This window comes from Dyella marensis (assembly GCF_049532885.1).
In the GTDB taxonomy this organism is placed as follows: domain Bacteria; phylum Pseudomonadota; class Gammaproteobacteria; order Xanthomonadales; family Rhodanobacteraceae; genus Dyella_D; species Dyella_D marensis.
The window spans coordinates 3,698,171-3,723,562 of record NZ_CP064029.1 but is presented as its reverse complement, the minus strand read 5'-3'; the positions used below and the strand labels follow the sequence as shown (position 1 = coordinate 3,723,562).

The following is a 25,392-nucleotide window of genomic DNA, read 5'->3' as shown; positions in this document are numbered from 1 at the left end:
TCAGCCTCCACCGGCGATCCCCACGATGCAGACGCCGGCGGTGACCAGCAGGATGCCGGTGACGCGCAGCGGGGTGAGCTTCTCGCGGAACAGGATGCGTCCGGCGATCATGATCACCACGATGTTGATGGAACCGAGCAGCACGCCCTCGGACAGATCGACCAGCGAGAGGAAGGCGATCCACACCAGGAACTCGGCCACGTAGGAGCCGATGCCGATCCAGATCCACGGCCGCGCGGCCATGTAGCGCCAGCGCGCCAGGCCGTCGCCCGCGTTGGGGTCGCCGGCGGCGGCCTTGAAGGACAGCTGGCCGACCGTGTCCAGGGTGACGTTGAGCAGCCACAGCGTGACGGCGAGCGGGCTCATCGGCGCGCTCAGGCCGCGGCGCGCGCGGCGGCTGCGGCGGCCGGGTCGGCGATGCGGCCGAAGAAATCGGCGGAGCGGTCGATCAGCAGGCGGCGTTCGCGGTCGATGGTGATCATGTGATAGCTGTCTTCCAGCAGCAGCATCTCCACCGGACCGGACACCCCGCGCTCGACCAGGTGCGCATTCCCGACGCTGGCGATGTCGTCCTCGGTGGCGTGCGCGATCAGGCAGGGCGCGGTGACCTTGGGCAGGTCGCGCTTCACCACCGCGGCCATCTTGTACATCTCGGCCAGCGACGGCCACGGGTTGCCGGGCAGGCCGGCCGCGGCGCTGTCGCCGCCGAGCATCAGCGAGCTGATCTGGGCGCGGATGCGCTCGTCGCGCAGGCCGTAGGGTTCTTCTTCCTGCACCATCCACTTGCGGCCGATGCCCAGGCGGGTCACCAGCGGCAGCAGGAAGGAAAACTTGCCGTACCACGGCGTGGCCCAGCCGTCGTAGCGGAAGGTGGCGCCGTACACGCCCACGCCCTTGACCAGGTCGGGGCGGTCGGCGGCGAGCTTGAGCGCCAGCACGGCGCCCATCGACAGGCCGGCCACGAACAGGTGGTCGAGCTGGCTGGCGTAGCGCTCGGCGGCGGTCTTTACGCTCTCGTACCAGTCGTGCCAGCTGGTGGCGAGCAGGTCGTCGGCGTCGCCGCAGTGCCCGGCCAGCTGCATGCCGTAGACGTCGAAGCCGGCGCGGTTCAGGCCCTTGCCGACCAGGCGCATTTCGGCCGGGGTGCCGGTGAGGCCGTGGATCAGCATGACGCCGGCGCGCCCGCCTTCGAAGCGGAATTCGACGTTCTGGATCACGGCTGGGAGCCCAGGCTGGGAGAGGTTTGAAGCGTAACGGCTGGGCGCATGATTTCGCGAGAAAGGCTGAGACTGACCGTGCCAGTCTGGCCGGGAGCTCTTTCTAAAAACTTTCGACCTGCTTGCGGATCCAGGACTTAGCGCCGCCGGATCGTGCGCCTCAGCGCCCGTTGAAGCGGCTGACGCCGATCGACAGGCCGATGCTGCCGGTGGGGTGCGAGCAGTCGCCGGTGCGCTGGGTGATGTTCACCGCGCCGCTGTTGTAGGTGCCGGAGCCCCAGTGATTGCCGGTGACCACGCCCATGCCCACGCTGCCGTGCACCTGGGGCTGGTTGTAGGTGGCGTCGTCGCAGTGCGGGCGGCTGGCCTCGGCTTCGGCCTCGTCCTGGGCGGCGGTGCGGCCGCTGGTGTCGCCGTAGTAGACGCCGGGGGCGGGACGATTGGCGTTGGCGCTGGGGCGGGTGTTGACCGGGTCCATCGCCGGCGGGGCGTCGCCGGGCCTGGCCGGCGCGGCGGCCGTGCTGGCGCTGGCCGGGACGCTGCCCGGCGGGAGCTTGAGGTTGAGGCTGCCGGCGGTCTGCGCCTGGGCGGCGGCGGCGAGCAGGGCGGTGGCGAGCGCGATGGGGATGAGCTTGGTGTTCATGGGGTGGCTCCGGGGGCGCTGCCGATAACGGTTGGGGCGGGAGAAGCGTGCACAACGGGGTTGGATGGCCGGACATGCGGCGAAGTTCCAGTTCGAAATTCTTCTCCCCTCCGGGCGACCCGAAGGTAGTCCCTGTGGGAGAGAAGATGCCGGCAGGCAGATGAGGGGCCAATCTTGCGACCCCGTTGATACGGAGCGAAAAAAAGCTCTTGAGTTTCTATCGACCCTCCGCTCATCGCTCCGCCCGGCCCCTCACCCCGGCCCTCTCCCCGGAGGGGAGAGGGGGAAGAGCGGGTTACGGCACTTCGGCGGTCCACTCATGCTTGTGGAACTTGTTCGCCGCCAGTTCGCGCGCGCGAGCCAGCTCGTCCGGCGTCAGCGCCCCGTCGCGCAGGCCGTGCAAACGCCGGAACGTGTCGATCATCCGCTGGATCACCGCCTCGCGCGGCAGGCCGGTCTGGCTGCGCAGCGGGTCGACGCGCTTGGCTGCGCTGGCGGTGCCCTTGTCCGAAAGTTTCTCGCGGCCGATGCGCAGCACGTCCAGCATCTTGGCCGCGTCGATGTCGTAGGCCATGGTCACGTGGTGCAGCACCGCGCCGGCATGGCGCATCTGCGCGGCGCCGCCGATCTTGCCGGCGGCGGAGGCGATGTCGTTGAGCGGCTGGTACCAGGCTTCGATGCCCAGTTCGCGCAGCGCCTCGATCACCCATGCATCCATCAGCGCGTACGACTCCTGGAACGACAGGCCTTCGACCAGGCCCAGCGGCGCATAGATGGAATAGGTGATGGTGTTGCCCGGCTCGATGAACATCGCGCCGCCGCCGCTGATCCGCCGCACCACTTCGATGCCGTGGCGGCGCGCGCCGTCCAGGTCCACTTCGTTGCGCAGCGACTGGAAGCGGCCGATCACCACCGCGGGCGACGCCCATTCCCATATGCGCAGGGTCGGCGCGCGGCGGCCGGCGGCGACTTCGTCGGTCAGCACCTGGTCCAGCGCCATGTGCAGCGCAGGGGGCTGCGGGTCCTGGTGGATCAGCTCCCAGCCGTGCGCGCTCCACTCGCTGCGGCTCATGCCTGCGCGCCCTCGTGCAGGGCGCGGCGCACCGCCACGGCGATGGCCTCGGGCGAGATGCCGTACATCAGCACGTCGGCGCTCAGCGCGCTCTGGATGGCGAAGGCCAGGGTGGCTTCGTCGGCGCTGGCGCTGCGGCCTTCCAGCGCGGCGTTGATGTCGCTCAGCGCGCGGTCCGGCTCCAGGAAGAAATCGCCGCTGACCTGCACTCGGCACAGGCGCCCGGCGTGGACGTCCAGATCCACCACCACCAGCTTGCCGCCGGGCATCTTGTATTCGCCGTGCATGTGCAGCCTCCGGCAGACCGCCGCCCCGGCGCACCGGGGCGGCGCGATGGATCAGCCCGTGGTTTCGATCCGCTCCACGCGGCGCAGGCCGCGCGGCAGCACGCCGCCGCGGCTGGCGCGGTTGCCGCCGAACTCCACCAGGTCGGACCAGCGCAGGGTGAGCTTGCGCTGGCCGGCATACAGCGTGACCTCGCCCTTGCCTTCGGTCACCACCGCCACGCCGGCGACGCGCTCGTCGCCCGAGCTGAGCTTGCTCTTGGGAATCTCGATCAGCTTGTTGCCCTTGCCCTTGTCCAGCTCCGGCAGCTCGGCCACCGAGAACATCAGCAGATGGCCTTCGGTGGTGACCACCACCAGGCGGTCGCGCGAAGGATCGGGACTGACCTGCGGCGGCAGCACGCGCGCGCCGTCGCCCAGGGTGAGCATCTGCTTGCCGGCCTTGTTGCGGCCGGTGAGCGCCTCGAAGCGGGTGACGAAGCCGTAGCCGAAGTCGGTGGCCAGGATCAGGCGCGTGTCGTTGTCGCCCGCGCACAGCGCGTCGAAGCTGGCGCCGGCCGGCGGGCTGAAGCGGCCGGTCAGCGGCTCGCCGTTGCCGCGCGCGGAAGGCAGCGTGTGCGCCGCCGTGGAATAGCTGCGGCCGGTGGAGTCGATCACCGCGATCTGTTGCGTGGTACGCGCCTTCACCGCGGCGAGCAGGCTGTCGCCCTCGCGGTAGGAGAGGCCCTCGGCGTCCACGTCGTGGCCCTTGCCGGCGCGGATCCAGCCCTTCTGGCTGAGCACCACGGTGACCGGCTCGCTCGCCACCAGGGCGCTTTCGTCCAGCGCCTGCGCGGCTTCGCGCCTGACCAGCGGCGAGCGGCGCTCGTCGCCGAACTTGGCGGCGTCGGCGCGCAGTTCTTCCTTGATCAGGCCCTTGAGCTTGGCCGGCGACTTCAGCAGCACGTTGATGCGGGCGCGTTCTTCTTCCAGCTGGTCGCGCTCGGTGTTGATCTTCATTTCCTCGAGGCGGGCCAGCTGGCGCAGCTTCGTTTCGAGGATGTAGTCGGTCTGTTCTTCGCTGAGCTTGAAGCGGGCCATCAGTACCGGCTTGGGCTCGTCCTCGGTGCGGACGATGCGGATCACCTCGTCCAGGTTGAGGTAGGCGATGCGCAGGCCTTCCAACAGATGCAGGCGGCGCTCCACCTTGGCCAGGCGGTGCTCCAGGCGGCGCGTCACGGTGGCGGTGCGGAAGCTCAGCCACTCGGTGAGGATGCGCTTGAGGTCCTTCACCTGCGGACGGCCGTCCAGGCCGATCATGTTGAGATTGACGCGGTAGCTCTTTTCCAGATCGGTGGTGGCGAACAGGTGCTGCATCACCTCGTCCGGATCGATGCGGTTGGAGCGCGGCACCACCACCAGGCGGATCGGGTTCTCGTGGTCGGACTCGTCGCGCAGGTCCTCGATCATCGGCAGCTTCTTCGCGCGCATCTGCGCGGCGATCTGCTCCAGCACCTTCGAAGGGCTGACCTGGTGCGGCAGCGCGGTGATCACGATGTTGCTGTCTTCGCGCTGGTACACGGCACGCGCGCGCAGCGAGCCGGTGCCGCTCTGGTAGATCGCGAGCAGTTCGTTGCGCGGGGTGATGATCTCCGCTTCGGTCGGATAGTCCGGACCCTGGATGTGCTCGCACAGGTCGGCCACCGTGGCGTCCGGATCGTCGAGCAGGCGGATGCAGGCGCTGACCACTTCGCGCAGGTTGTGCGGCGGGATGTCGGTGGCCATGCCCACGGCGATGCCCATCGAGCCGTTGAGCAGCACGTGCGGCACGCGCGCCGGCAGCCAGCTGGGTTCTTCCAGGGTGCCGTCGAAGTTGGCCACCCAGTCCACCGTGCCCTGGCCCAGCTCGCCCAGCAGCGCTTCGGCGATGGGGCTGAGCTTGGATTCGGTGTAGCGCATCGCCGCGAAGCTCTTCGGATCGTCGGGCGAGCCGAAGTTGCCCTGGCCGTCGACCAGCGGATAGCGGTACGAGAACGGCTGCGCCATCAGCACCATGGCTTCGTAGCAGGAGCTGTCGCCGTGCGGATGGAATTTGCCGATGACGTCGCCGATGGTGCGCGCGGATTTCTTCGGCTTGGAGGTGGCCGAGAGGCCGAGTTCGCTCATCGCGTAGACGATGCGGCGCTGGACTGGCTTCAGGCCGTCGCCGACGAAGGGGAGGGCGCGGTCCAGGACCACGTACATGGAGTAGTCGAGGTAGGCGCGCTCGGCGTATTCCTTGAGTGGGATTTGTTCGAAGTTGGCTTGCAGGTTCATTTAGTTACGGGGGGGAGGTGGCGCGCGGGGCGCGCGGGTAGGCCGGGGATGGTGCCAGATTGCACCTTTGGCGTCATTTCCATGGTTGTCATCCTGGCGAAGGCCTTCCTGCTCGTCATCCCGGCGTAGGCCGGGATCCAGTAACGGTATCGCCTGGTTGTCGCGGTGCCGCGACTTGGCCGCTTATGCAGCGGGCATTCCGGACGCCTGCCGGCGCCCGGGTCACTTTCTCTTTGCTGGCCCAAAGAGAAAGTAACCAAAGAGAGAATGGCCTGAGAGCCAAGGCTCGCGACGCGACTAGAAGGAGCAGTGAGCGTCTGTGGTAACCGGATTAACCAGAGTCGACACGAGCCAGGGAGCGGTTTCGTAACGTGCGCTTCAACGTGCCGTTGCGAAGAGGACGTTCAAGAACCGAGGCCAGCTTCTGCTCTTAGTTCCTGCCTGCCTCACGCCATCACCCCTCTCCCCTCCGGGGAGAGGGCAGGGTGAGGGGCCGGCCGGAGCGAGGAGTGGAGGGTCGTTGCTAGTGGCGTAGGTTGGGGTGAGCCGCAGGCGAACCCCAACGTGGCGAGGCGGTGGGTTACTGCCGCTGCACTTCGATTCCCAGCTTCTCCAGCTGCTTCTGCAGGCTGTCGGGGCCGGCGAGGTGGCCTGCGCCTACGGCAACAAACGTCACGCCGGGCTGCTTCATCCGTTCCGCGATGTTTTTTGCCCAGGCCTCGTTGCGCTTCACCAGCATGCGGTCGTACAGCTCGGGGGAGCCTTTGCGCAGGTCTTCGTCTTCGATGCGGGCGATTTCGTCGGTGTCGCCGCGGCGCCAGGCGTCGATCAGGTCGCGGAGGCGGGCGGGGCCTTGGGCTACTTCGTCGAGGCTTTGGCGGAGGAAGGAGAGCTGGAGGGGTTCGGGCATGTCGGCGAGCATGCGCAGCTGCTGCTCGGCGGTTTCCAGGCCTTCGACGGGTTTGTTGGCTTTTTCCATCAGGGCGCGCAGGGTCTTGTCAACGCCCTGGGCGGGGTCCATGCCGGCGCGGACCAGCGGGCCGACGGCCAGGGAGACGGCGGCGAGCCAGGGACGCATGGCCTGGAGGGTGGCGGCGCCGCCGGGGAGCTGGGCCTCTTCGGCGGCGCGTTCCAGCCGGCGGCGGTCGCGTTCGGACAGCTTGCTGGACAGCGGATGCGCGGGGTCGAGGCCGTACTTCATCACCAGCGCCTGCATGTTGGCGGGGTTGTCGTCGGTCAGTTCGATCACCAGCCGGCTGCTGGCGTCCAGGGCCTGGTCCAGCTGCCTCGACGACCAGTTGGCATCGGACGGCAGCAGGTGCACGGTGCCGAACAGGTAGACGGTGGCCTGGTCCTTCTTCGCCACCCACAGGCCGGGGTTGGCGAAGGCGGGAGCGGCGAGCAGCAGGCACAGCGCGAACAGGACGCGGATACGGCGGAACGGCTTCAACGGCAACTCCAGGTGGGACGGCGGGCGGGTGTCAGTGCGCGGCCTGGCCGGCTTCGACGTCGTGCAGGAAGCGGGTGAGGCCGTCGAAGTAGGTGCGCTGGTCATCGTACATCGCCATATGGCTGCCCTTGGGGCACCGCAGGAAGCGGCCCTGCGGCAGCTTCTTCGCCATCGCGGCCATGTAGGCGGGGTCCATGGTGTCGTACTGCGCGCCGATCACCAGGGTGGGCACGCGGATCCGGTGCAGGTCCTTGCTGCGGTCCCAGTGCTCCAGGCGGCCGCTGGCGCCCAGCTCGCTGGGGCCCTGCATCAGCGTGTAGACGCGCTCGTTCAGATGCGCGAAGGCGCGCTGCACCGGGTCGGGCCATTGCGCCTCGGGCATGCGCAGCACGTGCTGCTCGTAATGCATGGGGGTGAGGATCTGCATGTAGCGCGGGTCGGCGGTGCGGCCGCTGGCTTCGAGCTGCTTGGCCTCGGCCAGCAGCTTGGGATCCATCGCCGGCTCCAGCACTTTTTTCGCGTACACGTTATAGGCGGGAATCGAATCCACCATGTTGGAAATCACCAGGCACTTCAGGTGCTGCTGGTATTTCAGCGCGTACTCCATGGCCAGGATGCCGCCCCAGGAATGACCGAGCAGGCAGAAGTTGTCCTGGTCCAGGTGCAGCGCCTGGCGCACCTGCTCCACTTCCTCGACGAAGCGCGCGGTGGTCCACAGCGAGTCGTCCTTGGGCTGGTCGCTGTAGGCCGAGCCGAGCTGGTCGTAGTAGTAGTACTCGACGCCGGCGGAGGGCAGGAAGCTGTCGAAGGCTTCGAAGTATTCGTGGGTGGCACCGGGGCCGCCGTGCAGCAGCAACAGCTTCAGCTTAGGGTTGTTGCCCACGCGCTTGGTCCACACGCGGAACTTGCCCTTCGGGGTGTCGATCACGATGGTCTTGACGCCGCCGCTGAGCACGTCGTCGCGGCCGCTGTTGTCGAAATAGCTGGCGGGGTTGCGTTGGGCGGGCGCGTCGGCGGCGTGCGCGGCGCACAGGCACAGCAGGGCGGCCAGGGTGGCAAGCAGGCGTTTCATCGCGACTCCCCTCATCGACGGCGCTTGGAATGCGGCACTATCCCGCGCCCGTTGCACGGCGGCAAGCCGCGGGATTCAGCGCGGCACGCGGTAGCCGCCGGGCACGCCCTCGGGACTGAGCGTGAGCTGCCACAGCTGGTCGCGCCGGCTGCGGAACACGGCCGCCGACACCGACAGGTAGAACTGCCACATGCGGCGGAAGCGGTCGTCGTAGTTGCCGGCCAGGCGCGGCCAGGCCGCGTCGAAGTTGGCGCGCCAGGCGTCCAGGGTGCGGGCGTAGTCGGCGCCGAAGTTGTGCCAGTCCTCCACCACGAACAGGTCCTGCAGCGCCTCGGCCACCTGCTGCGCGGAGGGGATCATCGAGTTGGGAAAGATGTATTTCTCGATCCACGGGTCCGGCCGCGAGGGCGCGCCGTTGCTGCCGATCGAGTGCAGCACGAACAGGCCTTCGGTCTTGAGGCAGCGGCGCGCCACTTCGAAATAGGTGCGGTAGTTGAGCGCGCCGACGTGCTCGAACATGCCGATCGAGAACACCGCGTCGAAGGGTTCGTCCAGTTCGCGGTAGTCCTGCAGGCGGATCTCCACCGGCAGCCCGGCGCACAGCTCGCGCGCGAACTCGGCCTGCTCCTGCGAGACGGTGACGCCCACGCCCGCCACGCCGTAGCGCTCGGCCGCGAACTTCAGCGCCTCGCCCCAGCCGCAGCCGATGTCCAATACGCGCTGGCCCGGCTGCAGGCGCAGCTTGCGGCAGACCAGGTCGAGCTTGGCGGCCTGGGCGTCGTCGAGGTTGTCCGCCTCGGCCCAGTAGCCGCAGGAATACACCAGCCGCTTGCCCAGCATGGCCTGGAACAGGTCGTTGCCCAGGTCGTAGTGGACGCGGCCGATCTCGTAGGCATGCTCGCCGCGCTGCAGGTTGATGAAGCGGGCTTTGAGGTGCGCCAGCAGCGTGTCCAGCGTCTTCAGTTCCTGGTCCACGTGCGAGCGCAGCAGGCGGGTGAACATGCCGGGCAGGTCTTCGGCATCCCACCAGCCGTCCATATAGGCCTCGCCCAGGCCGAGCGAGCCGTGGGCGAACACGCGGGCGTAGAGGCCGTCGTCGTGCACGCGCAGGTCGGTGGGAGCGCCGCCGTCGAGATGGATGCCGGCGTGTTCCAGCAGGGTGACGGCGCGTTGCTTCAGCGAATCCCGGCTCATGCTTGCCCCTGAATGGTGTGGATGTCGATCAGTGTCTGCCGAGCACTCGAAGCCTGCCGCCAGCGATGCATAGATCATGTCGACGCGGGCGTGGCCGGCCTCTCCTCAGGCGCGCAGCAGCAGGCGGGTAAGGGCGATCCCGGCGACGGTCATCGCGATCGAACCCGCCAGGTGGAAAGCGACGTGGCCGGCGAACCACAGGTATTGCTGGCGCAGCAGCAGGGTGGTCGCCTCGGCCGAGAACGTGGAGAAGGTGGTCAGGCCGCCGAGGAAGCCGGTGGCGACGAACAGGCGCAGCTCCGGCGGCAGGGTCTGGTAGTGGTCGAACACGCCCAGCACGCAGCCCATCAGCAGGCCGCCGACCAGGTTGGCGGCGAGCGTGCCCAGCGGCACGGTGGGAAACAGAGGGTTCAACAGCACGCCCAGCACCCAGCGCAACCAGCAGCCCAATGCGCCGCCGACGCCAACGACCAGGAATCCGGAATAGCTCACTTGCCAAGTCTCCTAAAGGGATCAGGCCCACCCCTCTGGAACCAGGCACGCGCCTGCGCCCCGGCGCGGGCCGGTGTGCAGGCATCATCAGCGCCGGGTCCGAAGCGAATGCAGCGGGCGGCGGCGCGGTTCGTCCGTATCGGCACGGAACGGGAGGCATGCCATCTCCCTTGGGTTGGGCATGCTAGCCGAAGGTGTCGGCATGGCGCCAACCCCGAGCTGACGAGTGGACCATGCGGCCCGGATGGCGCGCCCCTATACTCGCAAGCCTCGCACCCCCCTCCCGTTGCACGCCATGAATGCCACTCCCCGCGCCGTGCAGCGCAGCCTGCCGGTGCTGCTCGCGGGCCTGTCGATGATCGGCCCGTTTTCCATCGATGCGGTGTTCCCCGCGTTCCCGCTGATCGGGGCGCAGTTCGGCGTGGACAACGCGCAGCTGCAGCAGCTGATCAGCGTGTATCTGCTCACCTACGCGGCGATGAGCCTGTTCCACGGCGCGCTGTCGGACGCGGTGGGCCGCAAGCCGGTGCTGGTGGCCGGCATCGCGGTGTACGCGCTGGCTTCGGCGGGCGCGGCGCTGGCCACGTCGTTTCCGATGCTGCTGGCTTGCCGCGGCCTGCAAGGCATGTGCGCGGGCGCGGGCCTGGTGGTGGGGCGCGCGATCGTGCGCGACTGCTACGAAGGCGCGGCGGCGCAGCAGCTGATGTCGCGGGTGATGATGATCTTCAGCATCGCGCCGGTGGTCGCGCCGATGGTGGGCGCGCAGATTCTTTATTTCGGCAGCTGGCACGGCATCTTCTGGGTGCTGATGGGTTTCACCGCGGTGCTGGCCGCGGCCCTGGTGCTGCTGCTGCGCGAAAGCCATCCGCCACAGGCGCGCACGCGTTTCGCGCCGCGCGAGCTGCTGGCCGGCTATGCCGGCTTCGGGCGCGACCGGCCGTTCCGGCCGCTGCTGGTGTCGTGCTCGGTGAACTTCGCCGGGCTGTTCCTCTACATCGCCTCGGCGCCGCGCATCGTGCGCGACCTGCTGCACCTGTCGGCGCAGGGCTTTCCCTGGCTGTTCCTGCCGGTGGTGGCGGGACTGATGACCGGTGCGTGGCTGTCCGGCCGGCTCGCGGTGCGGCGCAGCCAGGTCTATACGGTGAACCTGGGGTACCTCTCGATGCTGGCGGCGTGTGCGCTGCATCTGCTGCTGGCGCTGGTGTCGCCCGAGCCGGTGCTGCCGTGGTCGATGCTGCCGCTGATCCTGCATGGCATCGGCGTGCAGCTGGCGTTCCCGACGCTGACCCTGCTGCTGCTCGACCGCTTTCCGCATCACCGCGGCGGTGCGTCCTCGGTGCAGGCTTTCGCCAGTCTGCTGTTGTGCAGCGTGGTGGCCGGCGTGCTGTCGCCGCTGCTGGCAGGCCACATGCTTTATCTGGCGCTGGGCGCGTCGGGGCTGACGGTGCTCGGCTGGGTGTCGTGGCGGTGGTATCGGCGCGCGGTGGAGACGCGCGAAGCGGTAGGCGAAACGGCGTAGGTTGGGGTGAGCCGCAGGCGAACCCCAACGATGCGATGCATTTGAAGGTGGCGATGTTGGGGTTCGCCAGCGGCTCACCCCAACCTACACCGTGTCGAAGATCGGGTGTCCCTGCGCATCGAGCAGCGCATGCTCGACCAGCCATTGCCGCGCGTTCTCGGCATCCTCGGCGAACCACGCCGCGGTGGAACCCAGGCGGAAGCTGTAGCCCCAGGCGTCCATGTCCGCCATCAGGCGCGCGCGGCCGACGCCGGGCAGTTCGTCGGCCAGCACGATCTGCAGATAGCAGGTGGCGTCTTCTTCGGCGATCGAATCGGTGGCGTCGGTGTGCACCTGCGCGCGCCGCTCCGGCGGCAGCACGATCAGATGGCCGGCCTCGTGCAGCAGCGAATGCACCGGCGTATCGGCGCGTGCGTAGACCATGGTGCCGATGATGCCGGCCTCCTCGTCGCCCCAGAAGCTGCCGGGAATCGGCTGGCCGTCGGGCACGCGCTGCAGGCTCAGGCCGTAGCGGGCGAGCAGGGCGCGCGCGCGTTCTTCCTGGATGTCGGCCAGGCGCAGCACGTGGGGCGGGGCGGGGGTGTCTGGCATGCGTCGCTGCGCTAGGGGCGGGCGCCCGGCGCGGAAGTCGATGAGGAAGAGACGCCGGCGGGCGCGCTGGCCCGCCGGCGGTGCATCAGCCGGCGACCGGAGCGGTCGAACCGGGCTTGTCGTTCTCGGGCAGGGCGACGGAGAGTTCCAGCACCTCGTGCCCGCTGTCGCGCTCGACGTTGATGTTGATCGCTTCGATGTCCACGTGGACATATTTCTTGATCACTTCGAGCAGCTCGTTGCGCAGCAGCGGCAAGTAGTCGGGCGCTCCGCGGGTGGAGCGCTCCTGCGCCACGATGATGCGCAGGCGCTCCTTGGCCACCACGGCGGACGGCTCCGGCCTGCGCTTGAGGAAATCAAGAATACCCATCGCGTTCAACCTCCGAATACGCGCTGGAAGAAGCCCTTCTTCTGCACTTCGAGGAAGCGCAGCGGGCGCTCTTCGCCCAGCAGGCGGGCCACGGTGTCGGTATAGGCCTGGCCGGCATGCGAGGTCTCGTCGAGAATCACCGGCACGCCCGAGTTGGACGCAGCCAGCACGTTTTCCGATTCCGGAATGACGCCGACCACCGAGATGCCGAGGATGTCCTCCACGTCCTTGACGCTGAGCATTTCGCCCACCGCCACGCGCGCGGGGTTGTAGCGGGTCAGCAGCAGGTGCTGCTTGATCGCGTCCTCGCCCTTCTCGGCGCGGCGGGTCTTGCTGGACAGCAGGCCCAGGATGCGGTCGGAATCGCGCACCGAGGAGACTTCCGGATTGACCACCACCACCGCGTGGTCGGCGAAATACATGGCCAGGTGCGCGCCCTTCTCGATGCCGGCGGGCGAATCGCACACGACGTAGTCGAAGCCTTCCTCGGACAGGCCCTGCAGCACCTTCTCGACGCCCTCCTGGGTGAGCGCGTCCTTGTCGCGGGTCTGGCTGGCGGCCAGCACGTAGAGGGTTTCGTAGCGCTTGTCCTTGATCAGGGCCTGCTTGAGCGTGGCCTCGCCGTGCACGACGTTGACGAAGTCGTACACCACGCGGCGCTCGCAGCCCATGATCAGGTCGAGGTTGCGCAGGCCGACGTCGAAGTCGATCACGGCGACCTTCTTGCCCTGGATGGCCAGGCCGGTGGCGAGCGAGGCGCTGGTCGTGGTCTTGCCCACGCCACCTTTGCCCGAGGTGACTACGATGATCTCTGCGGTCAAGGGTTCATCTCCCAGAATTTGTTTTTTGTAATGGTGTTGCGATTAGTAATGTCGCGATCGTTGCAGGCGGGCGATGCCGCGTCAAAGTTTCGCGATCAGCAGTTTTTCACCGTCGAGCCAGCATTGCACAGCCTGGCCTTCGAGGTCCTTCGGCAACTGTTCAAACACGCGGTAGTGGCCGGCGATGGCCACCAGCTCCGCGCGGAAATCGGACACGTAGATGCGCGCCTTGGCATCGCCCTGGGCGCCGGCCATGGCGCGGCCGCGCAGGCCGCCGTAGATATGGATGCTGCCGTCGGCGATCACCTCGGCGCCGTTGGCCACGCCGCCGGTGACGATCAGGTCGCGGTCGCGCGCATAGACCTGCTGGCCCGAGCGCACGGTGCCGTCGTGGTACTGGCCGCCGGGCCCGGCGGGCGCCGGTTCCGCCTCGCGCGCGGCGGGGGCGGGTGCTGGCGCGGGAGCGGCGGCAGGCGCTGCCGGCGCCGGCGCGGCGGCCGGCGGGGCGATGCTGCCGCCGTCGGCGGGTTCGTAGGCGGCGCGGAACTTGGCCAGCAGCGGCAGGCCCATGCGGCGCGACAGCGCCTCGGTCTCGCTGGTGCCGTAGGCCAGGCCCACCGGCAGCATGCCGGCGCTGCGCACCGCTTCGAGCAGGGCGTCGACGATGCCGTCGTCGGGCAGGTTGAGCAGGTGGCTGAGGTCCAGGATTACCGCGGCGCGGGAAAACAGCTGCGGCGCGGCGCGCACGCGGCGCTCCAGTTCCTCGAACAGCGCGGCGGCGTCGGCACGGCGCACGCGCACGCTGGCAATACCGACCTGGCCGAAGCGCAGGTCGCAGACATCGGTGGTATCCATGCGGGCATTCACGGGCGCCGCTCTCCAGCGAGGCGGCGCTTGTCATTGTTATGAGTGGGGCGGGGACGCTCGGCCAGCCAGTTCACGTCGGGCAGGCCGCCGCGCTCCAGGTAGGTCTCGCGCACATAGGGGTAGCTGGGCAGTTCCTTGGCCAGCAGGCTGACCTGCGGACCTTCCTCGCCCATGCGCTGCTGGCCGACTTCCTGGAAGCCGTAGGTGCCGTGGAACAGCAGCACCTTGTCGTCGCGCGGCTCCAGGAACACCTCGCAGGTGAGCAGCGGCGCGCGCACCTCGGCGTAGCTGGTGACGTCGCAATAGAAGATGCGGCCCAGGCCGTGGCGGCGGTAGGCATTGGCGATGACGATGCGGTCGATATAGACGAACTGCGCGTAGCGCTCGCCGAACCACAGGTAATTGGTGCTGTCGTACCCGCCGCCCTCGCGCAGGGCGATCAGGAAACCGGCGATGTGGCCGTCGATTTCGGCCACGCGGAAATAATCGGCGTGGTCGTAGAAGTAACGCAGGTGCCCGGCGTCCAGGGCGAGGATGGTGCGCCCGGCGGCGTTGTTGAGCGCCAGCACGGCATCCAGGTCGTGCTCGCGCACGTCGCGGATGGCAAGGGCCATTCGTTGCTCCGCAATAGATGTTGCCAAAGAGATTGCTCGGGACAGACCGGCTGACGGCCCCACGTATCGGGGCGCATTATGGCACGGGGGCAGGGGGCGCACATATCACGGCGCACCATGTAAAACCTTTGTAAAGCGCACAGTGCGGTGGCCGCGGGCCTGCCTGCCATGGCTTCTGGCAGGCCATGGCTTCTGGCAGGGATGGGCCAGTGACTTCTCGCGCATTGCACCACCGGACCTCCGGCCTATGATGCTTCGCATGCGATGGTCCAACTTCAACCATATCCGGCTGCTGCGCCTGACCGGCCTGTTCGCCTATGTCTGCTCCGGCACGCCGCTGATCATCCAGTGGGCGGTCGAGCGCATGGACCGGCTGCACCAGCCCAATTTCGCCCTGCTGCTGTGGTCGCTCTTCTATCTGCTGTTCGGCGTGCTGTACCTGCTGCTGACCAGCAACCTGGGCTCGCGCCGCAACCTGGGGGCGCGCCTGGTCGGCCTGACCCTGATCACCGCCTCGGCCCTGGCCGTGGGCTGGTACAGCCACAGCGGCCTGTCGGCGATCCTGATGGTGGTGTCCTCGGTGATCCTGCCGTGGCTGCTGCCGTTCTGGCTCAGCGTGGCGTGGATCCTGCTGCAGTGCCTGGGCCTGGCCGTGCTGTTCTCGACCTTCCCGGAATTCAACTACAGCGTGACCCTGGCCCTGCTGCAGGCCTGCATCTATACGGGTTTCTCGGCGGTGGGCTTCGTCGCCTCGGTCATCGCCAGCCAGCAGGCCGAGGAGCGCGAGATGCAGCGCCGGCTCAATTCCGAGCTGCGCGCCACCCGCGCCCTGCTGGCCGAATCCACCCGCATCGCCGAGCGCATGCGCATCGCGCGCGACCTGCACGACCTGGTCGGCCATCACCTCACGGCCCTCACTTTGAATCTGGAAGTGGCCAGCCACCTGAGCAACCCCGCCGCGGCCGAGCACGTGCTCAAGGCCCAGGCCACCGCCAAGCACCTGCTGAGCGACGTGCGCGAGGTGGTCAGCGAGCTGCGCCAGGACGACGCCATCGACCTGACCCAGGCGCTGCGCAGCCTGGTCGAAGGCGTGCCGGGCCTGAACGTGCACGTGGAGACGCCGCCGCGCTTCAGCGTGGAAGACCCGCGCCGCGCCCAGGTGCTGCTGCGCGTGGCGCAGGAAATCATCACCAATACCGCCCGCCATGCCGGCGCGCGCAACCTGTGGCTGGACTTCTGCTACGACGAAGCCGGCGTGCTGCAGCTGCGTGCGCGCGACGACGGCCGCGGCGCCGACCAGTTCCGCCCCGGCAACGGCCTGTCGGGCATGCGCGAGCGGCTGGCGGAATTCGGCGGCACGGTCCAGGTGGACACCGCCGCCGGCCAGGGCTTCGCCCTCAACGTCAGCCTGCCGCTGGGCGAGGAATCGGCCCTGGCGCATGCGCCGACCCGCTTCGAGCCGCCCGCCCTGAGCGTGTCGTGAGTCCGCACCGCCTGCCTTCAGCCATGCCAGAATGGGCGGCCGGCCTGGAAGGCCGCGCCGCTGTCTATCCCGTCGTCCCCGGCGATGGCGCCGGGGAACGCAATCGCTCCGAGGAACCGCGATGATTTCCGTGTGTCTTGTCGACGACCAGAACCTGGTGCGCCAGGGCGTTCGCTCGCTGCTGGATCTGGCTGAGGACATCCGCGTCGTGGCCGAATGCGCCGACGGCGCCCAGGCCGTGCAGGACATCCCCCGCATCAAGCCCGACGTGGTGCTGCTGGACCTGCGCATGCCGAACATGAGCGGCCTGGAAGTGCTGCAGGCGCTGTCCGCCCGCAACGAACTGCCGCCGACCATCATCCTCACCACCTTCGACGACGACCAGCTGGTGCTGCAGGGCCTGAAGGCCGGCGCCCGCGGGTATCTGCTTAAAGATGTGTCGCTCGAACAGCTGGTGGAAGCGGTGCGCACCGTCGCCGCCGGCGGCTCGCTGGTGGCGCCGATGGTCACCCAGCGCCTGCTGGCCGGCGTCGGCCGCATGCAGAACCAGTTCACCAGCCTCGAGCAGCCGGATCCGCTGACCGAGCGCGAGACCGAAATCCTGCGCCTGCTGTCCGGCGGCTACAGCAACAAGGAGATCGCCAACTCCCTGAAGGTGGCGGAGGGCACGGTGAAGAACCACGTGTCCAACATCCTCTCCAAGCTCGGCGTGCGCGACCGTACCCGCGCCGTGCTCAAGGCGCTGGAACTGGGCATCGTCTAAGGCCCCGCGCAGGCTCCGGAAGGCCTGTTCCGGGGCCTTTCGGGGCGCCCTCCGGGGCGGATAGCGTTCCAGGCCATGAACCGGTACCATCGGTGGCTTCGGCGCTGGCCGACCCCTGTCACGAATGCGATTCCTTCGGGTTTTTCATAAGGAAGCGCATCCGTGCCGGACCGGTCTCCGGCGACGCACTCGTGCCGCCAAGAGAGATGTTCGGAGAGCCCTGGAATGATGCGTGTTCTTGAATTCATTGTTGCCCTAGTCATCGTCGTCGTGGTCGGCGTCGTGGTGGGCGTGATCATGCCTGGCAGTGGCCATGTGGAGAGGTCGCTGGTGGTCGGCAAGGACATGCGTCAGGTGTACGACGTGCTCGCCAATTTCCGCCGCTACCCCGATTTCACGGTGCAGCGCAAATACGACCGCAATACCCAGTTCACCTTCTCCGGCAAGGCCTATGGCCCGGGCGCGGAGCTGAGCTGGAGCAGCAACGACGACAAGGTGGGCAAGGGCAAGCTGACCGTTGCCACTGCCGAGCCGTCGTTCGACAAGATCGACTCGACCGCCAAGTCCGCCAAGATCGTCTGGAACCTGGACAACGACTGGCGCGGCCAGGACAAGCACTTCACGCTGGACCTGGATCGCCAGGGCAGCCGCGGCCAGCTGACCAAGATCACCTGGTCGTATGACGTGGCCTACGGCTTCAACCTGATCGACCGCTACTCGAACCTGTACATCCACGGCGACCCGGATGCCTTCATCCAGTTCAGCCTGAACGACCTGCAGAACGTGCTGGCCTCGGTGCAGAACATCGACTACGGCAAGCTGGTCCCCTACATCGAGCAGACCCAGCCCACGCCGATGCTGCTGGTGTCCAGCTCGATCGAGCGCAAGGGCGGCCTCGAGGCGCTGAACGAAGCGACCGACAAGGCCGAGGCCCAGCTGCAGGCCGCCGCCAAGAAGCTGGGCGTGACCGTGACCGGTCCGCGCGTCATCTTCACCACCAACTACGGCGACCAGACCTACACCTTCGACGTGGGCCTGCCGATCAGCGCCACCAGCCTGACGGTCAATGGCCAGAGCCACGAGCTGACCGCCGCCAAGGCGCCGGACCTCACCGCTCCCGCCAGCAGCGGCACCGCTGCCGCGCCGGCCAGCGACAACACCCCCGGCAACACCGACCGCTTCGGCCGCCTGATCGTCGACAACGACGTGCGCGGCGTGCTCGCCTTCGGCGGCCCGGCGCTCAAGGGCATCTGGAACGGTACCGCCGCCGGCGTGCCGCAGACCCGCGACATGCTGAAGGCCTACTCGCAGACCCACGGCTACAAGTTCGACGAGGTGGTCAACCGCCCGTACGACATCCTGGTCAAGCCGGAAGTGAAGCAGGGCGACCAGGTCACCAGCTACGCGCAGTTCGCCATCTACCTGCCGCTGACCGGCGACGCCCCGGAGAAGACCCCGGAGCAGGAAGCCAACCTGCAGCCGCCGTCGCTGGACGCGGGCGCCTCGGAGGCTCCGGCCTCGTCGGGCACCGCTGCCGCTCCGGCCTCGGCCGCCAGCGCCGGCCAGCAGTAAGCCTCAGCGCTGCGCAAGATCGGAAAGGCCCTTCGTTCGCGAAGGGCCTTTTTCTTTGCGCGAGGTTTTTTGCGCAGGCGCGGCGGCGCGAACTTTTCCGCTTCGATGGGGTACATTGCTTCGTCGCTGCGCCGCTCGGGCCCACGACCATTCCGCCGTTTTTCCTTCCGCTCCGGACATGATCGAAACCGAACAGCTCACCCGTCGCTACGGCACGCTCACCGCGGTCGACGCGCTCAGCTTCCGCGCCGAACCGGGACAGGTGCTGGGCCTGCTCGGTCCCAACGGCGCCGGCAAATCCACCGTGATGCGCATGATCGCCGGCTTCCTGCGGCCCACCGCGGGCACCGCGCGCGTATGTGGCCACGACGTGCGCAAGGAATCGCTCAAGGCCAAGCGCGCGCTCGGCTACCTGCCCGAAGGCGCGCCCAGCTACGGCGAGCTGACGGTGCGCGAATTCCTCACCTTCATCGTGCGCTCGCGCGGTCTCCCGGCCGACCAGGGCCTCCGGCGCTTCGAGGAAGTGGTCGGCCATCTGCAACTGGAGGAAGTGCTCGACACCTGCATCGAGACCTTGTCCAAGGGCCTGCGCCGCCGCGTCGGCCTGGCCCAGGCGATCGTGCACAACCCGCCGGTACTGATGCTGGACGAACCCACCGACGGTCTGGACCCGAACCAGAAGCACGCCGTGCGCCAGCTGATCGACACCATGGCGCGCGAGCGCACCATCCTGATTTCCACCCACCTGCTGGAAGAAGTCCACGCGCTGTGCAACCGCGTGGTGATCATCGCCAACGGCCGCCTGCTCGCCGACGCCACGCCGGCGGAACTGGAAGCGCGCTCGCGCTATCACGGCGCGGTGTCCTTCAGCGCGCCGGGCAGCGGCGTGTCGCAGGAGATGCTGGGGCGCCTGCCGCAGGTGGCCTCGATCGAAGTGGATCCGCTGGACGGCCGCATCACCGTGTTTCCGCGGCCGGGCGAACGCATCCTGGAACCGGTGGAATCGCTGCTGCGCCAGCAGGGGCTGGAGGTGTCGGAAATCCAGCTCGAACGCGGCCGCCTGGACGAAGTGTTCCGCCAGATCACCACCGGCCAGTCCAGGCCCGGGCCCGTGCGCGAGGCCGGCGCATGAGTCCCGTGATGGCGGTCGCACGCCGCGAACTGCGCAGCTTCTTCGTCACGCCGGTGGCTTATGTCTTCCTGGTGATCTTCCTGGTGCTGGCCGGCATCCTCACGTTCTATGCCGGCGATTTCTACGACCGCGGCCAGGCCGACCTGCAGCCGTTCTTCGTGATGCATCCGTGGCTGTACCTGCTGCTGGCGCCGGCGGTGTCGATGCGCATGTGGGCGGAAGAGGCCAAGGGCGGCACGCTGGAGCTGCTGCTCAGCCTGCCGATGACGCTGGCGCAGGCCATGCTGGGCAAGTTCCTGGCCGCGTGGTTCTTCATGGGCATCGGCCTGCTGCTGACCTTCCCGATCTGGATCACGGTGAACTACCTGGGTTCGCCCGACAACGGCGTGATCGTCGCCGGCTATCTCGGCAGCTGGCTGATGGCCGGCTCCTTCCTGGCCATCGGCGCCTGCCTGTCGGCGCTGACCCAGAGCCAGGTGGTGGCCTTCATCCTCACCATGGTGGTGTGCTTCCTGCTGCTGCTCGCGGGCCAGCCGCAGGTGCTGGATTTCCTGCAGGGTTCGGTGCCGCGGCGCCTGCTCAACGGAGTGGCGCACCTGAGCCTGCTGCGCCACTTCGAGGCGATCGCGCGCGGCGTGCTGGACGTGCGCGACGTGCTGTACTTCGTGCTGTGCATCGCCTCGTGGCTCACCGCCGGCGTGCTGGTGCTCGACCTGAAGCGCACGCCATGAGCCTGCTGCGTCCCACTTTTTCCCGCCGCGTGCGCGTGATCGGCCTGCTGATCCTGCTGGTGGCCGTATCGGTGACCCTGGCCGTGGCCGGCAGCCGCTGGATGCGCGCCACGCGCTTCGACCTCACCTCGGACCGTCTCTACACCCTCACGCCCGGCACCGTGCGCATCGTGGACAAGCTGCGCGCGCCGCTGCGGCTCACGCTGTATTTCTCCGAGCACTCCACCCGCGACCTGCCGCAGCTGCGCAGCTACGAGCAGCGCGTGCGCGAGCTGCTGCAGGAAATGGTGGCGCGCTCGCACGGCCGCCTGCGCCTGCAGGTGGTGGACCCGGTGCCGTATTCGGACGACGAAGCCGCCGCCGAAGGCAGCGGGCTCAGTCCGCTGAGCGGCGGCACCAACGGCGAGCGCGTGTTCTTCGGCCTGGTCGGCACCACCTTGGCGGGCCTGCAGGACGGCGAGGCCGATACCGAGACGCGTCCCGGCGCCAAGAACCTGGCCATCCCGCTGTTCGATCCGGGCCGCGAGACCTTTCTCGAATACGACGTGGCCAAGCTGCTGTACGAGCTCAACGAGCCGGCCAAGCCGCATATCGGCGTGATCAGCAGCCTGCCGGTGCAGGGCAATCCGGTGCTGGGCGAAGAACCGTGGACGGTGATCCGCCAGCTCGGCCAGCTGTTCGAAGTGAAGTCGCTGGACCCGAACAAGCTCGATCGCGTGGGCGACGACATCCAGGTGCTGCTGCTGATCCATCCCAAGCACCTGTCCGACGCCGCGCTGTATGCGATCGACCAGTACGTGCTGCGCGGCGGCCACCTGGTGGCCTTCGTCGATCCGTATTCGGAACTGGACACCACGCCCTTCGTCGACAGCAACGGCGTGATCGACGACCACGACTCCGACCTGCAGCGCCTGTTCGAGGCCTGGGGCGTGCAGTTCGATCCGCAGAAAGTGGTGCTGGACCGCTCGCGCGCGCTGCGCATCGAGCTGGCCGACAACAGCGCGGCCAACCATCCGGCCATGCTCGGCCTCACCGGCCAGGAGCTCAACCACGGCGACGTCACCACGGCGAGCCTGCAGCGCATCAATCTGTCCAGCGTGGGTTACCTGGATCTCTCGCCCAAGGCCACCACGCGCCTGCTGCCGCTGATGCAGACCACCACCGACGCCGAAGTGGTGCCGGCGCAGCGCGTGCGCGAAGCCACCACCGACCCCAATGCCCTGCTGGACGGCTACAAGGCCGACAACACCCGCTACGTGGTAGCCGGGCGCGTGCGCGGCAGCTTCCCCTCGGCTTTCCCGGAGCGCGCCAAGCAGCCGGGCTTTATCGCGCAGGCCAATGCCGAAGTGATCCTGGTGGCCGATACCGACCTGCTCACCGACCGCCTGTGGGTGTCGTACTCGCAGAGCCTGCTCGGGCCGCTGCAGCTGAGCGCATTGGCCAACAACGGCGACTTCGTCACCAACCTGGCGGACAACCTCAGCGGCTCCTCCGAGCTGCTGTCGATCCATGGCCGCACCAGCTCGCAGCGCCCGTTCACCCGCGTGCTGGCGCTGCAGGCGGCGGCGGACCAGAAGTTCCTGGCCAAGAAGCAGGAGCTGCAGCGCGAGCTGGCCGTCACCCGCAGCCGCTTGTCCGAGCTGCAGCCGGCCAAGGCCGCGCGCGGCGACAACGCCGGCACCGAGCAGCGCGCGGAGATCGAGCAGTTCCTGCAGCGGCAGCTGGCGATCAACAAGGAGCTGCGCGACGTGCAGCACCAGCTCAACGCCGAGATCGACGCGCTGGGCCTGCGCCTGAAGTTCCTCAATATCGTGCTGGTGCCGGCCCTGGTCACGCTGTTCGGCCTGGCGTACGGCTGGCGGCGCTCGCGCCGCAACCGGCGCCGCGCATGATGCGGGCATCTGCCGCAGTCCCGCCGGCAAGGGGCGGGACTATGCTTGGCGCCTGCCGTGCGCCGGGATCCGAACCGCGATGATGTCCAGCCTGCTCAAGTGGATCGTGCCCTGGGAGTTCTCCTGGGTCTTTCTGCTGAGCTTCCTGGCGATCTGCGCGCTGTATCTGCGCGGCAGCCGCCGGCTGCCGGTGAGCTTCAGCCGCAGGCTCTCGTTCTGGACCGGCATGGCCATCGTCTACGTGTCGCTGCACACGTACTTCGATTACTACGCAGAGCACGAATTCTTCATGCACCGCATCCAGCAGGTGCTGCTGCATCACCTGGCGCCACTGCTGCTGGTGGCTTCGTATCCGGGCACGGTGCTGCGCGCGGGCCTGCCGCTGGCGTGGCGCGCGCGTGCGCTGCGGCCGCTGGAGCGTTCCTGGCCGTGGCGCGCGGCGACCGGCGTGCTGCTCAATCCGGCGGTGGCCACGGTGCTGTTCGTCGGCTTCATCCTGATCTGGCTGATCCCGGCGATGCAGACGCTGGCGATGCTGGACTGGCGCATCTACCGCTTCATGAACTGGTCGATGATGCTCAGCGGCCTGAGCTACTGGTGGCTGGTGCTGGACCACCGTCCCCGTCCGCCGGGGCGGATGACGCCCGGCGTGCGCGTGCTGTCGCCGGCCATCACCATGAGCCCGCAGATTCTCGCCGGCGCCATCGTCACTTTTTCCAAGAGCGATCTCTATCCGATCTTCGAGATCTGCGGCCGCGCCTTTACCTTCAACGTGCTGACGGGTCAGCTGGTGGGCGGCGTGATCATGTGGGTGCCGGCGGCCCTGATCGAATCGATCGGCGGCCTGCTGGCGCTGCGGCAGTGGGTGCGCCTGTCGCGCAACGGGCGGATCAAGTCCAAGCGGCAGCTGCAACTCGAGCGTAGGTTGGGGTGATAACCCCAACCATGCGGTGCCCATGCAGATGAGCGATGTTGGGGTTGCCACCCCAACCTGCGTCAGTGGTGGTGCATTTCCGGCATCTCGCCGCCATCCACCGTATTCGCCGGCTTCGCCTCGAACTCCGTATCCAGCGTGCTGCCATCGGCGAAGCGCAGCGTGACGCGCACCTTGTCGCCCACCTTCACCGGCGCGGCCGCCTTCATCAGCATCAGGTGATAGCCGCCGGGCGACAGCGCCGCCTTGCCATGCGCGGGAATCGGCAGCGCATCGACGCTTTCCATGCGGCCCATGCCGGTGTCGGTGCTGCTCTTGTGCAGCATCACGTCGGCGTAGGCCGGGCTGCTGGCCGAGCGCAGCGACACCGCGTGGTCGCCATGATTTTCCAGCACCACGTAGCCGCCGGCGGGCAGGGCGCCGGGCATCACGCGGATCCAGCCGCGGCTCGCCGCGACATGCTCGGCGTCGCCGGCACTGGCCGCGCCCGCGAACAGCAGGCCGGCGAGCAGGAAAGCGCAGCGTGCGTTCATGGCTTGGCTCCGGGGTCGAGCAGCAGATGCAGGTCGTGGACCAGGTCGTCCTGGGCGTCGGCGGCGGTGGAGAGCAGGCGCGCCTTGCCGTCGCGGTCGAACAGATAGATGGCCGAGCTGTGGCTCACTTCGTACTGGCCGTCGGCCTTGTCCGGTTCGCGCGTGTACGCGGAGCGATAGCGCTTGCTCAGCGCCTCCAGCGCGCGCGGTTCGCCGGACAGGCCTACGGCGCGCGGATCGAAGGCATTGACGTAGGCGTGCATCACGTCGGGCGTGTCTCGCGCGGGGTCGACGCTGACGAACAGGATGCGCGCGCCATCGGCGAGCGGACCCAGGCGCTGCATCACCACGTGCAGCTGCGCGAGCGTGAGCGGGCATACGTCGGGGCAATGCGTGTAACCGAAGTACAGCAGCACCACCTTGCCGCGGTAGTCGGCGCCGGTGACCGGCTTGCCTTGGTCGTCGACCAGCTTGAAGTCCAGGTCCGGCATATGGCCGGTGACATTGGTGAGCTTCCACGGCAATTCGTCGCCGCGCTGGCAACCGGCCAGCAGCAGCGCAGCGAGCAGCAGAGGGAGCAGGAACAGGCTGCGGACGAGGCGTCGGGGCTTCATGCGAGAATCCTGGAGCGGCATCGCGCCAGCATACGACACCGGCACGGCCGCCAGCCCGAGGACGCCTTTCCCATGCGACAAAGTGTCAGTTCCGCCGCCGGCCTGCTGGCCGGTTTCGCCGGCGCCAGCGCGGTAATCCTCGGTGCCTTCGGCGCGCACGCCTTGCGCGGTGTGCTGGACGAACGCGGCACCGAGCTGTGGCACACGGCGGTGAATTACCACGTGTGGCATGCGCTGGCCTTGTGCCTGGCGCTCTTCGTGCTCGACGCACCGCACCGGCGCCGCGCGGTGATCGCCTTCGCCATCGGCATCGTGCTGTTCAGCGGCAGCCTGTATGCGCTGGCGCTGGGCGCGCCGCGCTGGTTCGGCGCGATCACGCCGCTGGGCGGCGTGGCGTTTATCGCGGGATGGTTGCTGCTGGGCTGGGGTGCCGCGAAACGCAGTGGCTGAGGGTGTCAGGCCAGCGCTGCCAGCACCAGTTGCGAGCCGACGTGCAACACGAAATCTCCGGCGAAGTGCGCGACCATCGCGTGTTCCAGTCCGTATTTCCAGAACAGCCAGCCGCAGGGCAGGCCCACGATCAGATTGGGCAGCACGATGCGGACGATGGCCAGCGGGCTGCCGGCCATGCCGAGGCTGACGGCGGCAGGAAGATGCAGGGCGCCGAACAGCAAGGCCGCAACTACGATGGCGACGATGAACATCCATGGCCGTACGCCGCCACCCAGGCGCGCCATCAGCCACACCAGCAGGCTCATGGTGAACAGGCGGCACATGATCTCTTCGGTGATGCCGCCCTGGAACATCGCCAGTGCGCCGCGCCATGCCCAGTCCAGCATCCGCGCCGCGGATGGATGGCCGAGCTGCTGCCAGTCGGTGGTGATGGCGATGGTGGGCAGGGCGCTGAGGATGCCCAGCAGGATCGCCCACCACCACCGCTGCGGTGACCGCGGCGGCGGCTGGCGATAGACCCAGGCGCGCAGCCAGGGCGCGGTCAAGCCGTAGCGCTCGCCGAACCACAATCCGAGCCAGGCAAAGATGAAGCTGGGTGGGCCGTACTGAAGCAGTACCAACCCCGCTACGGTGAGGTGCGACATGTGCGCGCCGCCACGCTGCAGCGGCATCAGCACGCCGAATACGTAGGGCAGCAGCGCGAGCGTTGCGATGACCGCTGCCAACCCCAGCAGCAAGGCCAGCTTCAAGCGTGGTAGCGGTGCAGCGGGCAGGGCGGTCATGG

The 25,392-nt window shown here is 68.2% G+C and carries 27 protein-coding genes and 1 riboswitch; of the genes, 9 read left to right on the top strand and 18 right to left on the bottom strand.

Annotated elements, in window-relative coordinates:
- The 10 genes from ISN75_RS16140 to crcB form a co-directional block, all read right to left on the bottom strand.
- Positions 1-366 (bottom strand): EamA family transporter, encoded by a 366-nt coding sequence (locus tag ISN75_RS16140; RefSeq protein ID WP_167257799.1) that lies wholly within the window; start codon positions 364-366, stop codon positions 1-3.
- An 8-nt stretch (positions 367-374) separates the two neighbouring features.
- Positions 375-1,217, bottom strand: a complete 843-nt coding sequence (locus tag ISN75_RS16135) for an alpha/beta fold hydrolase (RefSeq protein WP_167257798.1) — start codon at positions 1,215-1,217, stop codon at positions 375-377.
- A gap of 160 nt (positions 1,218-1,377) precedes the next feature.
- Positions 1,378-1,860 (bottom strand): hypothetical protein, encoded by a 483-nt coding sequence (locus ISN75_RS16130; protein WP_343821644.1) that lies wholly within the window; start codon positions 1,858-1,860, stop codon positions 1,378-1,380.
- 295 nt (positions 1,861-2,155) lie between these two features.
- A complete protein-coding gene (locus tag ISN75_RS16125; protein WP_343821643.1) occupies positions 2,156-2,932 on the bottom strand; it encodes a biotin/lipoate A/B protein ligase family protein in 777 nt (258 codons plus the stop codon).
- Positions 2,929-3,219, bottom strand: coding sequence for a biotin--protein ligase (locus ISN75_RS16120; RefSeq protein ID WP_343821641.1), 291 nt, complete (start codon positions 3,217-3,219; stop codon positions 2,929-2,931). The genes ISN75_RS16125 and ISN75_RS16120 overlap by 4 nt, the downstream gene beginning before the upstream one ends.
- A gap of 51 nt (positions 3,220-3,270) precedes the next feature.
- Positions 3,271-5,511 carry a DNA topoisomerase IV subunit A gene (parC, locus tag ISN75_RS16115; protein ID WP_343821639.1) on the bottom strand — a complete coding sequence of 747 codons (2,241 nt, stop codon included), beginning with the start codon at positions 5,509-5,511 and terminating at the stop codon, positions 3,271-3,273.
- A gap of 580 nt (positions 5,512-6,091) precedes the next feature.
- Entirely contained in the window at positions 6,092-6,961 is an 870-nt protein-coding gene (locus ISN75_RS16110) for a TraB/GumN family protein (RefSeq protein WP_243868214.1), read from the bottom strand.
- Positions 6,962-6,992: 31 nt separating this feature from the next.
- A complete protein-coding gene (locus tag ISN75_RS16105) occupies positions 6,993-8,033 on the bottom strand; it encodes a proline iminopeptidase-family hydrolase (RefSeq protein WP_343821638.1) in 1,041 nt (346 codons plus the stop codon).
- Positions 8,034-8,108: 75 nt separating this feature from the next.
- A complete protein-coding gene (gene cfa / locus ISN75_RS16100; protein ID WP_167257791.1) occupies positions 8,109-9,227 on the bottom strand; it encodes a cyclopropane fatty acyl phospholipid synthase in 1,119 nt (372 codons plus the stop codon).
- A 105-nt stretch (positions 9,228-9,332) separates the two neighbouring features.
- Positions 9,333-9,719, bottom strand: coding sequence for a fluoride efflux transporter CrcB (gene crcB / locus ISN75_RS16095; protein ID WP_167257790.1), 387 nt, complete (start codon positions 9,717-9,719; stop codon positions 9,333-9,335).
- Positions 9,720-9,790: 71 nt separating this feature from the next.
- Positions 9,791-9,897: riboswitch (Fluoride riboswitch) on the bottom strand.
- Between the two features lie 117 nt (positions 9,898-10,014).
- Here crcB and ISN75_RS16090 point away from each other — a divergent pair.
- The gene (locus ISN75_RS16090) at positions 10,015-11,238 is read left to right on the top strand and encodes a multidrug effflux MFS transporter (protein ID WP_167257789.1); all 1,224 of its coding nucleotides are present in this window, start codon (positions 10,015-10,017) and stop codon (positions 11,236-11,238) included.
- 84 nt (positions 11,239-11,322) lie between these two features.
- Here the strand turns inward: ISN75_RS16090 and ISN75_RS16085 are convergent, their stop codons facing one another.
- The 5 genes from ISN75_RS16085 to ISN75_RS16065 all read right to left on the bottom strand — a co-directional run bounded on the left by ISN75_RS16085 (position 11,323) and on the right by ISN75_RS16065 (position 14,501).
- Positions 11,323-11,829: a hypothetical protein gene (locus ISN75_RS16085; protein ID WP_343821637.1), complete on the bottom strand. Its 507-nt coding sequence runs from the start codon at positions 11,827-11,829 to the stop codon at positions 11,323-11,325.
- 85 nt (positions 11,830-11,914) lie between these two features.
- Complete coding sequence (gene minE, locus ISN75_RS16080) at positions 11,915-12,199, bottom strand: cell division topological specificity factor MinE (RefSeq protein ID WP_167257787.1); 285 nt, start codon at positions 12,197-12,199, stop codon at positions 11,915-11,917.
- 5 nt (positions 12,200-12,204) lie between these two features.
- Entirely contained in the window at positions 12,205-13,020 is an 816-nt protein-coding gene (gene minD / locus ISN75_RS16075) for a septum site-determining protein MinD (RefSeq protein WP_167257786.1), read from the bottom strand.
- A gap of 81 nt (positions 13,021-13,101) precedes the next feature.
- Positions 13,102-13,875 carry a septum site-determining protein MinC gene (minC, locus tag ISN75_RS16070; RefSeq protein WP_423385082.1) on the bottom strand — a complete coding sequence of 258 codons (774 nt, stop codon included), beginning with the start codon at positions 13,873-13,875 and terminating at the stop codon, positions 13,102-13,104.
- 8 nt (positions 13,876-13,883) lie between these two features.
- On the bottom strand, positions 13,884-14,501 hold the full coding sequence (locus ISN75_RS16065; protein ID WP_343821634.1) for a GNAT family N-acetyltransferase: 618 nt from the start codon (positions 14,499-14,501) through the stop codon (positions 13,884-13,886).
- A gap of 259 nt (positions 14,502-14,760) precedes the next feature.
- Here ISN75_RS16065 and ISN75_RS16060 point away from each other — a divergent pair, with 259 nt between their 5' ends.
- From ISN75_RS16060 to ISN75_RS16030, 7 genes are all read left to right on the top strand, one after another.
- Entirely contained in the window at positions 14,761-15,984 is a 1,224-nt protein-coding gene (locus ISN75_RS16060) for a sensor histidine kinase (protein ID WP_167257783.1), read from the top strand.
- A 121-nt stretch (positions 15,985-16,105) separates the two neighbouring features.
- Positions 16,106-16,747, top strand: coding sequence for a response regulator (locus tag ISN75_RS16055; RefSeq protein ID WP_026635939.1), 642 nt, complete (start codon positions 16,106-16,108; stop codon positions 16,745-16,747).
- Positions 16,748-16,972: 225 nt separating this feature from the next.
- The gene (locus ISN75_RS16050) at positions 16,973-18,319 is read left to right on the top strand and encodes a polyketide cyclase (protein WP_343821633.1); all 1,347 of its coding nucleotides are present in this window, start codon (positions 16,973-16,975) and stop codon (positions 18,317-18,319) included.
- A 178-nt stretch (positions 18,320-18,497) separates the two neighbouring features.
- Positions 18,498-19,451 (top strand): ABC transporter ATP-binding protein, encoded by a 954-nt coding sequence (locus ISN75_RS16045; protein WP_343821631.1) that lies wholly within the window; start codon positions 18,498-18,500, stop codon positions 19,449-19,451.
- Positions 19,448-20,182, top strand: a complete 735-nt coding sequence (locus tag ISN75_RS16040) for an ABC transporter permease subunit (protein WP_167257780.1) — start codon at positions 19,448-19,450, stop codon at positions 20,180-20,182. Before ISN75_RS16045 ends, ISN75_RS16040 begins: the two co-directional genes overlap by 4 nt.
- A complete protein-coding gene (locus ISN75_RS16035; RefSeq protein WP_167257779.1) occupies positions 20,179-22,074 on the top strand; it encodes a GldG family protein in 1,896 nt (631 codons plus the stop codon). Before ISN75_RS16040 ends, ISN75_RS16035 begins: the two co-directional genes overlap by 4 nt.
- A gap of 79 nt (positions 22,075-22,153) precedes the next feature.
- Complete coding sequence (locus ISN75_RS16030; protein WP_343821629.1) at positions 22,154-23,008, top strand: cytochrome c oxidase assembly protein; 855 nt, start codon at positions 22,154-22,156, stop codon at positions 23,006-23,008.
- 62 nt (positions 23,009-23,070) lie between these two features.
- Here ISN75_RS16030 and ISN75_RS16025 read toward each other — a convergent pair whose 3' ends face one another.
- Positions 23,071-23,541 carry a copper chaperone PCu(A)C gene (locus tag ISN75_RS16025; protein WP_168649485.1) on the bottom strand — a complete coding sequence of 157 codons (471 nt, stop codon included), beginning with the start codon at positions 23,539-23,541 and terminating at the stop codon, positions 23,071-23,073.
- A complete protein-coding gene (locus ISN75_RS16020; protein ID WP_168649484.1) occupies positions 23,538-24,155 on the bottom strand; it encodes an SCO family protein in 618 nt (205 codons plus the stop codon). The genes ISN75_RS16025 and ISN75_RS16020 overlap by 4 nt, the downstream gene beginning before the upstream one ends.
- 72 nt (positions 24,156-24,227) lie before the next feature.
- Between ISN75_RS16020 and ISN75_RS16015 the strand changes: the two genes are divergently transcribed.
- Positions 24,228-24,605 carry a DUF423 domain-containing protein gene (locus tag ISN75_RS16015; RefSeq protein ID WP_167257775.1) on the top strand — a complete coding sequence of 126 codons (378 nt, stop codon included), beginning with the start codon at positions 24,228-24,230 and terminating at the stop codon, positions 24,603-24,605.
- Between the two features lie 5 nt (positions 24,606-24,610).
- On the opposite strand, the gene ISN75_RS16010 is transcribed toward ISN75_RS16015, so the two are convergent.
- Positions 24,611-25,390 carry a type II CAAX prenyl endopeptidase Rce1 family protein gene (locus ISN75_RS16010; protein ID WP_168649483.1) on the bottom strand — a complete coding sequence of 260 codons (780 nt, stop codon included), beginning with the start codon at positions 25,388-25,390 and terminating at the stop codon, positions 24,611-24,613.
- Positions 25,391-25,392 lie beyond the last annotated feature (2 nt).